Source organism: Bacteroides sp. 14(A), from assembly GCF_000526555.1.
GTDB lineage: Bacteria > Bacteroidota > Bacteroidia > Bacteroidales > Bacteroidaceae > Bacteroides > Bacteroides cellulosilyticus.
The window spans coordinates 497,484-511,987 of record NZ_JAGH01000001.1 but is presented as its reverse complement, the minus strand read 5'-3'; the positions used below and the strand labels follow the sequence as shown (position 1 = coordinate 511,987).

Below are 14,504 nucleotides of genomic sequence, written 5' to 3'. Positions count from 1 at the left end.
CGCTTATTTATTTCTTTTTATATTCATATTCCTTGGTGAAACTATAGGCTTACGATCTGATTTCTGCAATTGTTCGCCAGCCCTTTTACCTCTCCACTCAAATATATCTTCCTTATTTCTCGGTCGGATATAGTCAAACCAGACAAAAGGCGGCAACTTATATTTGTCAGCCGGAATCTGATCCATCGGATAGAGCGTACCATTCGCTTTCCCTATAAAGGCTCCTTGCTCCATACGCCTTTCTTTCAGTAACATACGCAGGAAACTGCCCTCAGAATAGTTCAATCCTATCATGGTACTGTCTTTATCGTCTATCGGATAGAAGACAACCAGCACATTACCGTTCACATCCACCTGACGCATATCTCCGCCAACAAAAAAGCCTTTCATCTCCTTGCCCGTCACCTGGTTGTAGTGAACAGAATCTTTCTGCTCCACAGCCAAAGCCTGATTGATTATGTGCGCCCAGTCTATGGTACTGTCATTCATATAGACTTTAATTTCCTCACCCAACAATTGTTGTGAGCCATGCCATAAGATAGGATCAGTATACATAGTCATGCAAGAGTCTTTAGAATTATACACCAAAGAATCGCATACTGCCTGAACATCCGTACGATAAGCACGTACTTTATGATACACCCTCATCTCACGAAACATGGAGTCCGTATTTATATGATAGGTAATCAACCGCAGTGTATCACCGTGCATAAACAAACTGTCACCTTGTGAATAATCAATGGCAACTGCACGTTGAGTAGCGAGTGCACTTCCCGTGATCTCATTGTAGAAACAATAGTTACCTGTAAGCATATTCCTGTTAATGGTATCATTCATCTGCACATTGTCAAATGCTTCACCATATCCCAAAACACGATCATAGAAAATACTGTCACCCGTCAGTTTCTTGCCTTCGTTGGTCAGCACGGAACGATCCAGCAGTTCAGCCTGCTCTGTAGTGGTGTTATAAATACCTCGTTCGGAATAGATGTGGTTCTTATCACTCACAATATCCGAAGGGCCCAGAATCGTAGCAATCTTCGTATCGGTGCTATATTTCAAGGTATCCGAAGTCAATACAAATTTCGGATTAACCAACTTCACATCATGGTTGAATACGGATATTTTCGTGGCCGGACTATATTCTCCCCACTCGGAAGTCAGCACATTCTCTTCATCGGTCAGTGTACCACCATCGAAGTAATAACCCAGATTATACAAACGGTCGTAGTTTAAACTATCCGTTGTCAATACCGTATTCCGGTTAATCATGCGGACATTCTCACGAAGCATTGCCAACTGCGACATACCGTCATAATACAGATAATCTCCATAAATAAAGAGCGTATCCCCCTGTTCCATACGGACATTACCGAAAGCTTCCACCGAATTTGTCTTCTCGTAAATCAACGCACTGTCACAGTACATATACATACTGTCATGACGCAGCTTTACCGACCGGATCAGAATCTGAACATCCGGAAGCAGAATTTTATCCGCCTGCGCCTCCTCAGCGTAAAGCAAATCAACCCGGGTTTTCTTCTTTTCCGGCTGTTTCGGCTTATCTTGGGCACTCAGCAAACAGATGCCAAACAGGCATAGAAGGCCTGTGAGAAGGAATCTATGCCTGTTCAGAAAATTATTTCTTGTATTTTTCTTCTGCATACAAAAAGTTAGTGTATCACCCGGGATCAGTCTTTAATCCAACCCGGATACTTAAATGTACAGTTCTTCCAATTTTCGTTGATACGCACGTACGTATGCTTTTGTTTTTCACGAATCCATTTATCCAGCATCTCGTCACGACGTTTCTCCAATACAATTTCCTTCAGGTTCTGATAGTCTTCCGAAATAGTTGCTTTGTGTCCGTTGATGCGGCTTTTCAGTTTTACGATTACACATTCTTCTTTACCAGTCTTCTGCGGAATCATAGTGAATGCCTCGGAGATTTCTCCTACTTTCATCTTATCCACCACTTTAGCAATCTCGGGCGGAAGTTCCTGCATCTCAAACTTTGACGTATTGGTTTGAGGGTTAGGTAACAGACCGTGATTGTTACGTGTATCCTTATCCTGTGAAAGTACGGAAGCAGCTTCTTCAAAAGTAAACTTACCGTTACGGATGTCATCGGCAATAGAGTCCAGACGGGCAGTACCTGCCATCAGCGCTTCTTCCGGTACGTGGGGCTTCAACAAGATATGGCGCACTTTGATACGGTCACCACGTTTTTCCATCAACTGGATAATATGGAAGCCATATTCAGACTCTACAATCTTGGAAACCTTATTGGGGTCTTGCAGGTTGAAAGCCACATTGGCAAATGCAGGATCCAGATAACCGCGTCCTGTAAATGGCATTTCACCACCATTGATAGCCGTACCACGGTCGTCGGAGTACAAACGTGCCAACATAGAGAAGCTTTCTCCCTTATTCACACGATCCGTATATTCGCGCAGACGACTTTTTACATCTTCAATTTCCTCCAAAGGAATTTTCGGTTGTTGTGTGATGATCTGCACCTCTACCTGGGTAGGGATATAAGGAATACTGTCCTGCGGCAAATCCTTGAAGTGGCGGCGCACCTCTGCCGGAGTGATTTTAATCTCTCCTACCAGTTTCTGCTGCATTCTCTGCACTTTCAATCCTTCACGGGCATTCTCGCGCAAGGCTTCACGAATCTGACTGGATGTCTTATTGAAGTATTCCTCCATCTTTTCACGCGAACCGATATTGGCGATATACATATTCGTCATCTGGTCCACACGCTGGATCACCTCACTTTCAGCAACTTCAATACTATCGAGAGCAGCCTGGTGCAAAAACAGCTTCTGTACAGCTATTTCTTCAGGAATCACACAGTAGGGATCACCATCAAATTTACGTCCTTCGTACAGAGCACTCATCCGAGCTTCTTCTACTTCAGACTTCAATATAGCCTCGTCGCCCACTACCCAAACTACTTCGTCAATCACGTTGTCTTGTCCATAAACGGCAGAACCGGTCATCAGCGCCAAGGCACATAAAACTACAAACTTAAAGTTCATAAAATTTTTCATTCTGTGTATCTAAACTAATTATATTTAATCTCATTCTTCTTCACTGCCTGCTGATACAAGTCATCCTTCACCTTTTTCATAAACTCCACTTGTTTCAGGTTCAGCATCATATCTTTCACTTTAGGGCGTGCAAACTCATAAGGTTCCTGCTCGCCCACCGAACGAAAATCGCTCACATTCAGGAAATAATAAAACGCCGTATCTTTCAATTCGATATGACGGTTCTTATTCACATAATCTTCTACTTCGGGTACTTTCAACGGTATCAGATCAAGCACATCTGCCATCGGTACCCATTTATCATAAAAGTACTCGTACTTCACGGCATTCTGCAAGCTATACTTTTCCAGATGTTCTACTGCATCTTGCGTAGCTGCTTTATACCAACGACGTACATTGTTTAGTTGTGGTGCGGTGAGGGGGACTTTGATGAACAACCCCTGCATCAGCGGCCGTTCCAACCTGAAAAGCTCTTTATTCTTTTCATAATAGTCCGCCAACTCTCCCTCTGAAATTTCATTCGAGAGTCTTTGGTGAATCAATGCCTGCTGATAGGTGTGCATAATCAGCGCCTTGCGATAATTCTCCACAAGTTTCTCAATCTCCCCGTTATCGGGAATATTACTCTGCGCTTTCTCATATAATAAGACATCTTCCACCCAATTGCGGATGTAATGTTCTGCGAACAGTAAACTATCATCTTTCGACAATCTCGCCGGAAGCGCAGATTGCAGGTCTTCCCGGTAAAGGAAATTGCCGTCCAATTCCACCAGTGGTGTCTTCCCTTTATGGTCGTGTTGCTCGCTACAGGCCACACACAAAAGGATGGAGAGGAGTCCCAGGAAAAATATTCGCATTACCGATTGATATTTACTTTATTTCAAGGTACGAAGATAACGGTTTAATCGGTTGCATCAGTGCTTATTAACGGTTTTTAAAACCTCTTGGTTTATTTCAACCTTAGCGGTGCTCCGTAATTGTGCAATCCAACGCTCCTCCAAATAGTTCTGATAATCGCCTACAAGCAGTCCACGCACCTCTTGATAAGTCTCCGGCCCCTTCACCTTTTCACCCAGAAAAGTGGTAAAAGGAAATGACGTCATAGGTTCAGTTTTCCCCTTTTTGAAGATTTCTTCATCTACATAGGCATTATCTCCGGGAGCAAATAAACCTTGTTCCGCCTGCACTTGCCGCGTCTTTGCATTAAACGTCAGCCGGATAGCATTCTGCCACTCCTCTTCCGGCAAAGATTTCAGGAATTTGCGGGCTTGCTTTCCAAGCTTTTTCGTTGTAGTATGTAATACAATTCCTTTATAACGGGGGACTTTCCAATGATAATCCGAATGATGCTTTTCAAAATAGGCCGCTAGTCCGACCTCATCTGAGGGTACACGTTCCCAAATCTCCCGGTTACTGATTTCAAACAGTAACATTCCATTCCGATACTCTTGCATGAGCATACGGAATTCCGGATATTTATCTTCCAGGCGACTATACTCATAATCCAGTACGGACTTCATGATAAATCCTTTCAGCTGGCGTTGCACACCCTGAGGGTGGGAAGCTGCAAAAGCGGCAAACATCTTTCCTGTATATTCCCTGCCGTCAAGTGTAAACAGTCTCTTATCTGTCTGCTCTTTTGACAGTAATTCATCCACTCCAGTCTTATCTGCCGTATATTGATATTCCTTTTTCAGTTTTTCCACCAAAGCCTCCGTTCCTCTGTCCATTCCGTAACGACGGCTCTGGCGACGCATGATTTCATCCTTCACTTTTTCAAAGGGCAGGATTTCTTTCCGTTCAATCGCCTTGACAATATGAATGCCTTGCGGTGTAAAAAAAGGTCGGGATATCTCTCCTTGCTTTAATGCAAATACAACATCTTCAAACTCAACAGGCATCTGTAACCAACTTACCCAAAAAGATTTTTTTTCATCAGAGAAATTACGTACACACTCATCAAAGTCCGCCTGCCCATTCTGCAATGCGGCATAAAGAGAATCCATCCGAGCTTCTGCAGAACGCAGCACATGACTGGTAACAGTTTGGGGAAGAGACTTAAAGATATGACTTACCCATATCTGTCCGGCACGATTGTTAGCTTTCATTTTATCATATACCTGACGGGCTGCAAGCTCTGATACAGACTCATCCGTCAAATAAGCTTTTGCCAACTGGCGACGGTAGCCCTCCAGTTCTTCACGAAAAGCCCGGGTAGTATCCAATCCGGCAGCTTCGGCTGCAGCGACTTTCAGCTTAAAATTCACAAACAAATCAACATATTCACTCAATGTTTTCTGTTCGATACCAGCAAGGGCATTATTCTTATTATAGATATATTCGAACTCCGAACGGAGAATTTCTTTCCCGTTAATACGCATCAGCACCGGATCTTGCTGAGCAAAAACTGCCAATCCCAGGCAAAGGAGAATTATTGTCAATCCACTTCTTATCATAACTATTATCTTAGAAAAGAACAATGTAATAACGGGGAAACATCTTTTATATTGCCTCAACACCAAACAGATGATGCCTTTTCTTTAAACGAAAAATACCCGGAAAAGTATTTGTTACTCCCCGGGTATTTCTATATAAATTGCCTATATTTTATTCGGGACGACTGTAATTCGGAGCCTCGCTTGTAATTGCCACATCGTGCGGGTGGCTTTCAAGCACGCCTGCATTAGTGATGCGGGTGAACTTGGCATCGTGCAACTGCTCTATACTACCTGCACCACAATACCCCATACCGGCACGCAAACCGCCTACCAACTGGAAGATCACTTCGTATAAAGTTCCCTTATAAGGTACACGGGCAGCGATACCTTCCGGCACCAATTTCTTAACGTCATTGGTACCACTCTGGAAATAACGGTCTTTTGAACCATTCTCCATTGCTTCCAGTGAACCCATACCACGATAAGATTTGAACTTACGTCCGTTGAAGATAATTGTATCACCGGGAGACTCTTCCGTTCCGGCAACCAGCGAACCGATCATTACGCTATATCCTCCGGCAGCCAAAGCTTTCACAACATCACCCGAGTAGCGCAAACCACCGTCAGCAATCAAAGGAACACCTGTCCCCTTCAACGCCTTAGCCACATCATATACAGCAGACAACTGAGGAACTCCCACACCTGCCACAACACGAGTGGTACAGATAGAACCTGGTCCGATACCAACTTTCACTCCATCAGCGCCGGCTTCCACCAATGCTTTAGCAGCTTCTCCGGTAGCAATGTTACCTACCACAATATCAATGTTCGGGAAACGCTTCTTAGCTTCCTTCAATTTTTCTATTACATAGATAGAATGTCCGTGAGCCGTGTCGATGACAATCGCATCAGCACCGGCATCCACCAAAGCCTGCATACGGTCGAGAGTATCAGCCGTTACACCTACACCGGCGGCGACACGCAAACGACCTTTCGAGTCTTTACAAGCCATCGGTTTATCCTTAGCTTTCGTTATATCTTTATAAGTAATGAGGCCTACCAGCTTACCTTCCTTATCTACAACCGGCAACTTCTCAATTCTGTGTTCTTGCAAGATTTGAGAAACAGCCTCCATATCAGTGGTCGGATTAGTAGTGATAATATTTTCTTTTGTCATCACTTCGTCGATATGCTTATTCATATCTCTTACGAAACGAAGGTCACGGTTTGTTACAATTCCCACCAAATATCTCTCATCATCCACTACCGGTATACCACCAATTCTGTATTCCGCCATCAATGCCAATGCATCGCCTACAGTAGAACCTCTCTTAATGGTTACAGGATCATAAATCATACCGTTTTCAGCACGCTTCACGATGGCTACCTGACGTGCCTGTTCTTCGATAGACATATTCTTATGGATAACACCGATACCACCTTCACGTGCAATGGCAATTGCCATTTTCGCTTCGGTAACCGTATCCATAGCGGCCGTTACAAACGGAATTTTCAACTCAATGTTTTTAGAAAACTTTGTCGAGAGTTCGACAGTTTTAGGAAGCACTTCAGAGTAAGCGGGGATTAACAAAACGTCGTCATAAGTTAATCCATCCATTACAATCTTATCAGCAATAAATGACATAGGGCTATGCGTTTAAAATTTATTGCGTGCAAATATACGGTTTTTCTTGTTTAACCACACTATGTCTGCATAAAAAGCTTATAACAGTTCACTTTTTTTAAACCGTATAGCCTCAAAATCCCTTTATTTCCTTTCGAAATAGAAAGGAATAAAAGTGATTAGTGTTTGGTAATAAGTGATTAGCGCCATTCGGTATATTATTTTTTAGACGCGGATGACACGGATAACGCGGATTTAAAAGGCTGCGCTATAAAAGTGGATAAAAAAAGATCCGCATTATCCGTGTCATCCGCGTCTAAAAGATTATTTATCATTTAACTCATAACCGAAAAGAGAAGAGCAAATAAAAGTTCATATACCCCATAATCATCTGTGTAACAACACACTTGGTGTTCCATCATGATCAGTCGTTGTGAAACACGAGTTCAGTCCTAGTGGGAGATACCTTCAGTCCTAGTGGGAGGCACCTTCAGTCCTAGTGGGAAATACCCTCAGTCCTGATGGGAAGTACCCTTGGTTTAGCATAGTAAATGAATCATTCCGTTGTTCATGCCCGAAAAGAAAGAAATTAATTCCACCAACAAGTTTATTTATTATAGGAATACGGAGCGTCTTCAGGCTTTACTCCCCTTTCTTTATCAGGAACACAATCCATGATCAGTTTAAGTTCACCACCTTGCATTAGTTCTTCATATTTCAGGAAATTATGGGAGAAATTCTTCCCATTCAGAGTTGCCGAACGAATATAGCAATTATCCTCCGACGCGTTTTCTGCATGAATTACAAACTGTTTTCCTCCGGGCAAGGAAAGAGTTGCCTTATTGAACAACGGACTTCCCAGTACATATTCGGAAGCACCGGGGCATACAGGATAAAATCCCAATGCAGTAAATACATACCACGCTGAGGTCTGACCGTTATCTTCATCTCCGCAATAACCTTGCGGACCGGAGTTATACAGTTTGTTCAGCACATTGCGTGTATGGTATTGTGCTTTCCAAGGTTGACCTACATAATTATACAAGTAGATAGCATGTTGCACGGGTTGATTTCCATGGGCATACTGCCCCATATTGAGTGCCACCATCTCAGCTATCTCATGAATAACAAAACCATAAGTACCATAATTAAAGGTGTTAGGAGCCGTAAACATGGAATCAAGTCGTTCTGCCATTTGTTCATGACCACCCAGAAGCGTAGACAAACCTTCCGGATCATGGAATACACTCCAGGTCCAATGCCAGGAACAGCCTTCAGTGAAAGGTCCTCCCCACTCGGTGGCGTCAAAGTTATCACGCCACTTGCCATTGGCATCCCTTGCCCACATGAAACCTTTTTCGGGATAAAACAAATTGCGATAGTTCTGTGCCTTTTTATAATAGGCTTTCGCAATTTCCTGGTTTCCCGTAGCTTCTGCAAAACGTGCCAGACACCAGTCAGCATAAGCATATTCCAGAGTTTTGGCAGTCGCCTCGGGCACTTCAGGATAAGGTACATAACCTAAACGGTCGTATTCCTCATATCCGTCGCGTCCTACCGACGCTATCTCTCCGCGCGCCTGCGTCTGATGTAACATGGCTTCCAAAGCTTTGTCTTTATCAAATGTCCGTATCCCTTTCATCCAGGCATCGGTAAGCAAAGAAATTGAATTGTTTCCGATCATACAGCCACGATGTCCGGGACTGGCCCACTCTGGCATAAATCCACTTTCATCGTATGCATTCACTAAGGACTGCATGATTCGTCCGCTGACCTCGGGATATGCCAAAGTAAACAATGGATGTACTGCACGGAAAGTATCCCAGAATCCGTTATCAGTATACATATATCCGCCATGCAATTGTCCATCGTAAGGACTGTAATAAACAGGCTTGTTATCCGAATCAAATTCATAGAACTCACGCGGAAATAAAAGGGTACGGTATAAGCATGAATAGAATGTTTTCTGCTGCTCATGTGTCCCGCCTTCCACCTGGATACGTCCCAGTTGATCATTCCATATTTTTTTCGCTTCTGCTGAGACTTCTGCCAGTGAGCGCCCAGCCACTTCACGGTTGAAATTCAGACGTGCCTGATCGTGGCTAATAAAAGAGGAAGCTGTACGGACAGTCATTTTTTCGCCAGCTTCCAGTTGAAACTTAACGTACGCACAAGAATTTTCATCGGTGCCGGACTCGACAACGGGTTTATCAAATTCGATAATAAAGTAATTAGCAAAATTTTCAGGCACTCCACCATTATTATAATGAGTGATACCATAGATGCAGTTCTCTTCTTTGTTCCATACCACACTTCCACCGTGTTGATAAGCATCCACCACAATATACTGCCCTTCTTCCGAAGGATATGTAATCTCAAAAACAGCTCCACGTGAAGTAGCAGACAATGCTGTACTGACTCCATTATCGAACTTTACCTGATAACAATCTGGAGCCGCTTTCTCATTCTCATGTGAAAAACGCATTCCACGTTTTTGATTATCCATAGTCAGTTCACCCCATACGGGCATAATGGAGAATGTTCCATAATCATTGATCCACGGACTGGGCTGGTGTGTCTGGCGAAAGCCTCTTATCAAGCTATCCTTATATGTGTACATCCAACCACTTCCATTTTCTCCTGTCTGCGGACTCCAGAAATTCATCCCCCAGGGTACAGCCACTGCCGGATAAGTATTGCCATGTGAGAACTCGAAAGTCGACTCAGTTCCCATCAGTGGATTCACCAAAGATACTAAAGACACCTGAGACTTATGTCCGCACGAAACGAGCAGAAGGCAAAGGTTGAAAAAGCAAATCAATTTCTTCATAAGCATTAATAGATTTTATTCAAATAATCCAGAGTTTGTTCAGGACGTCGACTCATGCGTAAACGCCAAACCAATTCCTGCATATTAATCGCCTCAAAACGGTCGTCCAATCGTTCGGCACACTGTTTGGCAGCCGAGGCTCCATAAGTATCGCCTTCAAAACGACTCCAGGCATGTACACATACCACTGAGAAACTTTCTTCCTGTGCTTCCTCTTTCAGCTTCGAAGCTATAAAGTCGGGAGAACCTTCACGTTCATGTATTCTGTCCCAGAGAGAATATTTCACCGTAATAACCGGAATATCATATCCTGCCTTATTAGTCACCCAGAAGACTTCTCCCTCACCTCCGGCATACGGAGAATATTGCAAAACAACGATGCCTTCCAACTGGTCATTAGCGTCCACATAAACTTGATAGGCTTCTTTGGCCGCTTCCGACTTCACATCCATAGCCATTATTCCCAATAACTTGATCTGATATTGACGCATAGAAACCGCCAAGCGTTTTGCTGCCACTCTCAGATTGGTTTTCCGGTTATGATCCTGACTGTACGTATCCACATAATAATAGCCTCCGCCCAGCATCTCCATAAGCGAGCAATTCTGTTTCTGCAAGCCCATCAGATTGTTGAACTGTACAGGAGCCATCATCGCCAACGTAGCAACCGGCAATCCAAAAGTCATCTTCACATCTTCTGCCTCCGGAACATCATAATACCGGGAAGCAAAATCCTGCATCATCCACTGAATGTTATCACCATCGGAAAGGAAAAAAGAAACAAAGTTTTTCTTTTTCTTGAAATCGATAGACCGGGGATCGAAAATCCGGGGCAACACCTGTTCCCGGCCTTTTTCATAAAGCAGGGACAGTAACGAATGATTATAGCTCCAGTCGCAGGGGATCATCGGATGTCCGCTTTTGGATACACGGGCTACAAATTGATCTTCACTTACTCCTTGCTCCCAACCGTATACCGGAGCATTGGGTTCCAGCCAGGCAAGCACTTCTTCGAGTAATGAAATGTTTTGTCCGGCCCCAGCGTCTCCCAGTTCCTTGTTCAGGTTCAATACAAACAGATTGTTCTTGATGGCAAATTCGCGCAATTCTCCGGTTTGCACCGGCATTATGACCAGTGCCCTTTTACTGCATTTATTTCTGAATTCACGCCAGGCATCCACTGTAGTCTTTCGGGTGGCATCATATTTCATCTTATACCCCGCTTTCTCAAAATACTCCTTATCACGAATATCCACAATAATGGAATTGTAAACATGAGAAGCGACAGATGCCACTACACCACTTTCCGGATTATTCTTCACATCGGTCAATACATATCCATCGAACATTCCTTTTAACTGGACTTTTACACCATCCACAGAGGAGTATTCATTGCATGCCAGTTCAAGCCCATTCTGCATGCCTTGTTCATGTATCCCCATATCTTCCAAAGCCTGTCTGGAAAGTTTATAAGAAGTCTTTCCACCGTGGTCGCACAACCAGACTGCTATTTCACTCTTGCCTTTTTCTACCGCACGGTTCGTCAATCCCGCCAAGGACTGACACAAGAGATGGTATTGCAATCCGCGCATTTTATCTGTCTCGTCTACACTATTACGACTATCCACAGGGATTACACCCACACAACTCCAGTACTTCTTCGGCTTAGTCTTCATTCCGGGCATGTGATATTTTCCCTCATCTGCCACAGATTCAGATATCCATGGACTTTCAGAGAAACGATAAGGAACACTGCCAATCGCTTTCAGCCCAGCAAAAAGCAACAGGAAACCAATAATAAACTTCATGATTCAACTTAAAAAAATACCTATTGAAAACTGTTATCCTACCTACTAACTATAACTGTATCTCAAAAACCGGAGAATAATTATACTTAGCCTGTATACCTTCACCCAGATCTTTGGGCAGTGCACCGATACGGAAGAAGTACTTCTGTCCGGCTTTCAACTTCTTACCTTCGTCAGAGTTCAAGTCCAATGTCAATGTAAAGACTTTATTCGCATTCCGGCTATTATTCTCAAAATTGATATCATCGCCTTCAATATTAGCCGTTACATGTGCCAGATTGAAAGAGTTGGACGGATTCTGATCCGATTGAGCAAACAAGGCCACCTTTTCGGCTTTACCTGTTCTGTGACCATACTGTAATTTAAAGGTGGCAACAATAGCGTTATTCTCTTTCTTCACAATGGGCTCTTTGATACGGATATTCGGAATCACCCTGAAATCAAGCCTATTTTCTCCTTTGTCGAAACGATATCCTTTAATCGTATCCAGTTTCACAAAGTTGCCATTATTCATAATGACATCATAAGTACCGGAGAAAACAAGATTGTTTCTGTATTCCCCATTCAGCATGAGCTTCCATTGCTGTACCTTGCGGATAGCATATCCATACTCTATAACCTGCACACAAGCTGCATCACCACTGGTACCAATTTCCTGCTGGATCAACTCTTCTGTTTCGGCATCAATTACCGCACCATATACTTGTGCATCCGGACCATCAAAATTATCCAGCTCGCAGCTTACCATGAAAACCGCTGCACTGATTCCGGCTATTATATATTTAATCTTTCTCATATTCTGTACTAATTTAAAAGTTAAGGATTCTGAATCATTTGGTTAATGGCATTGCGTGGTACATCTTCATAGTATTCGGAGATTGAATAGCTATTGGGACCATTCAGGCTTGCTCCCATAGTGGTTTTACGCACAAATATCAGGGAAGGATTCGTATCACGCAAATCAAGCATAGGCACCAGAATGTCATGAGAGAAATTATTCATCAACGTATGCAGCACTCTCCAACGACGCAAATCCCAGATACGGATATTCTCAAAAGCGAGTTCCACAAAACGTTCGTTTCTCACATTCTCTCTTGTTAATTCTATTTCATTAGTATGTGCGGCTCTCTTACGAATATCATTCAACGCTTTTGCTGCAATAGTCTTATCCCCCAACCCGCTTTCGCAGACTGCTTCAGCATAATTCAGCAACACTTCCGCATAGCGGAATACGATATAATCCAACGTCGTCTTATGATATTGCGCCGGCATACTTTCACTGATCATCTTTCTCATGAGGAAACCAGACATGGAATGAGTTCCGTCTCCTGGCCAGAAACCGGACACCTGATGCTTTTCACCTCCTAAAGAATAGTAAGTCTTACCGTCTTTTCCGGTCACTGTAGTCGGAACGCGATACAATTCTGTTCCATCCGGTTGAATCACACCGCCTTGCATCACAATCTTAGTCCCTTTCCATTCGGTACCGGGAAGTATGATGGAAGCCCACAGACGAGCATCCTTCGCTTTTTTCTCATCTCCATAAGCGATGCCATTAAACAAATCATAAGGGGTATCCTTATTTACTTTGATATAATCAGTATAACCAGTATCAAAACCTGCATTGGAATAATTGTCATTGACACGAGTCTTGACCTTTGCATCCGAACGGATACCCGGCAGGTCCGTATAATCTTCATAAGCATCTACCAAATTAAGAGCTGGAGACATTTTACCCTGTCCCTGTGTCTGGTAAGGCTCGATAAAGTAATTTAAACTGCTGGCAAACTCAGATCCTTCTTTTACAATACCTTTAATAAAAATAGCCTCTCCGTCTGTTTGGTTCGGATTAACAAAGATACTACGATAGTTCTCCTCCGCTTCCTTCGGACTGGCAGGATTCGGTTTATACAGTTTATGGTTCGATTCTGTCATAATAGTCAGGGAAGCATCAATGCAATGTTGATAAAAATAGGCTGCATTTTCAGGTTTCATTCCGGCCAAGCCTTTTGTCACAGCCTCTCCTTCCATCGGCGCCAGTTCTCCGAATTTGGCAATAGAAGCAGCATACAAAGCGGCACGAGATTTTAAAGCCAATGCCGCCCATCTGGTTGCCCGTCTGTCCGAACGCTCTTTAGGAAGTTGTGCGGCTGCAAGATCACATTGCTGCATTACATAATCCCATGTATCATACTCTGTGCTACGTGGAACCACCAAAGCTCCCGGATTGGCCGGATCATACTCCTGCAATTCCTTGATCAGCGGTACTCCACCAAATTTTTCTGCCAGGTAGAAATATACATAAGCAGTCATGAAAGCAGCCTCTCCTTCCAGTTCTTTCTTTTCACTGTCACGAATATCCAGTGTAGGGATGATGCTTTTCAGCAAATTAATATTACGAAGCGTTTCATAGCCATGATTAAAATAATCCGCACGAATAACGTATCCCGGTGACTGCTCCCCCCACTGACTTTGTACAGCTTCCTCACAGATATTGGCATACCATAATAAACCGATATTCCCTGTCGGATTATTGAAACCTCCTTCTCCGCTGGTACCCGGCATAAACATGTAATCTTCAATAGGCAAATCGCGATAAATAGTTGCCATAAAAGCTTTTGCCCCATTAGGGTTATTAAACAGTTCATTGGGAGTGATCTTGTTATTAGGCTCAATGTCCAGCAAGTCCGTACATGCCGTAAACACAGCTGATAGACCGATAACCAAATAATATTTTATATTTTTCAT

At 43.3% G+C, this 14,504-nt stretch carries 9 protein-coding genes; all 9 read right to left on the bottom strand.

Annotated elements, in window-relative coordinates; translation table 11 throughout:
• Positions 1 to 3 precede the first annotated feature (3 nt).
• Entirely contained in the window at positions 4 to 1,665 is a 1,662-nt protein-coding gene (locus tag K429_RS0101770) for an OstA-like protein (RefSeq protein WP_007210304.1), read from the bottom strand.
• A 26-nt stretch (positions 1,666 to 1,691) separates the two neighbouring features.
• The gene (locus tag K429_RS0101765; protein ID WP_007210303.1) at positions 1,692 to 3,056 is read right to left on the bottom strand and encodes a peptidylprolyl isomerase; all 1,365 of its coding nucleotides are present in this window, start codon (positions 3,054 to 3,056) and stop codon (positions 1,692 to 1,694) included.
• A 14-nt stretch (positions 3,057 to 3,070) separates the two neighbouring features.
• The gene (locus tag K429_RS0101760; protein WP_007210302.1) at positions 3,071 to 3,913 is read right to left on the bottom strand and encodes a peptidylprolyl isomerase; all 843 of its coding nucleotides are present in this window, start codon (positions 3,911 to 3,913) and stop codon (positions 3,071 to 3,073) included.
• 57 nt (positions 3,914 to 3,970) lie between these two features.
• Positions 3,971 to 5,512, bottom strand: coding sequence for a peptidylprolyl isomerase (locus K429_RS0101755; protein ID WP_025725847.1), 1,542 nt, complete (start codon positions 5,510 to 5,512; stop codon positions 3,971 to 3,973).
• A 151-nt stretch (positions 5,513 to 5,663) separates the two neighbouring features.
• Positions 5,664 to 7,139, bottom strand: coding sequence for an IMP dehydrogenase (guaB, locus tag K429_RS0101750; RefSeq protein WP_007218717.1), 1,476 nt, complete (start codon positions 7,137 to 7,139; stop codon positions 5,664 to 5,666).
• Between the two features lie 586 nt (positions 7,140 to 7,725).
• Positions 7,726 to 9,948 (bottom strand): glycoside hydrolase family 92 protein, encoded by a 2,223-nt coding sequence (locus tag K429_RS0101745; protein ID WP_025725846.1) that lies wholly within the window; start codon positions 9,946 to 9,948, stop codon positions 7,726 to 7,728.
• Between the two features lie 5 nt (positions 9,949 to 9,953).
• A complete protein-coding gene (locus tag K429_RS0101740; protein WP_025725845.1) occupies positions 9,954 to 11,756 on the bottom strand; it encodes a GxGYxYP domain-containing protein in 1,803 nt (600 codons plus the stop codon).
• Between the two features lie 49 nt (positions 11,757 to 11,805).
• Complete coding sequence (locus K429_RS0101735; protein ID WP_007210221.1) at positions 11,806 to 12,552, bottom strand: DUF3823 domain-containing protein; 747 nt, start codon at positions 12,550 to 12,552, stop codon at positions 11,806 to 11,808.
• A gap of 20 nt (positions 12,553 to 12,572) precedes the next feature.
• Positions 12,573 to 14,504, bottom strand: coding sequence for a RagB/SusD family nutrient uptake outer membrane protein (locus K429_RS0101730; protein ID WP_007210220.1), 1,932 nt, complete (start codon positions 14,502 to 14,504; stop codon positions 12,573 to 12,575).

Bases quoted from the DNA above. Each gene is read 5' to 3' on its own strand.
- guaB (WP_007218717.1), bottom strand. From the start codon at position 7,139: ATGTCATTTATTGCTGATAAGATTGTAATGGATGGATTAACTTATGAC.
- K429_RS0101745 (WP_025725846.1), bottom strand. From the start codon at position 9,948: ATGAAGAAATTGATTTGCTTTTTCAACCTTTGCCTTCTGCTCGTTTCG.
- K429_RS0101770 (WP_007210304.1), bottom strand. From the start codon at position 1,665: ATGCAGAAGAAAAATACAAGAAATAATTTTCTGAACAGGCATAGATTC.
- K429_RS0101730 (WP_007210220.1), bottom strand. From the start codon at position 14,504: ATGAAAAATATAAAATATTATTTGGTTATCGGTCTATCAGCTGTGTTT.
- K429_RS0101740 (WP_025725845.1), bottom strand. From the start codon at position 11,756: ATGAAGTTTATTATTGGTTTCCTGTTGCTTTTTGCTGGGCTGAAAGCG.
- K429_RS0101765 (WP_007210303.1), bottom strand. From the start codon at position 3,056: ATGAAAAATTTTATGAACTTTAAGTTTGTAGTTTTATGTGCCTTGGCG.
- K429_RS0101755 (WP_025725847.1), bottom strand. From the start codon at position 5,512: ATGATAAGAAGTGGATTGACAATAATTCTCCTTTGCCTGGGATTGGCA.
- K429_RS0101760 (WP_007210302.1), bottom strand. From the start codon at position 3,913: ATGCGAATATTTTTCCTGGGACTCCTCTCCATCCTTTTGTGTGTGGCC.
- K429_RS0101735 (WP_007210221.1), bottom strand. From the start codon at position 12,552: ATGAGAAAGATTAAATATATAATAGCCGGAATCAGTGCAGCGGTTTTC.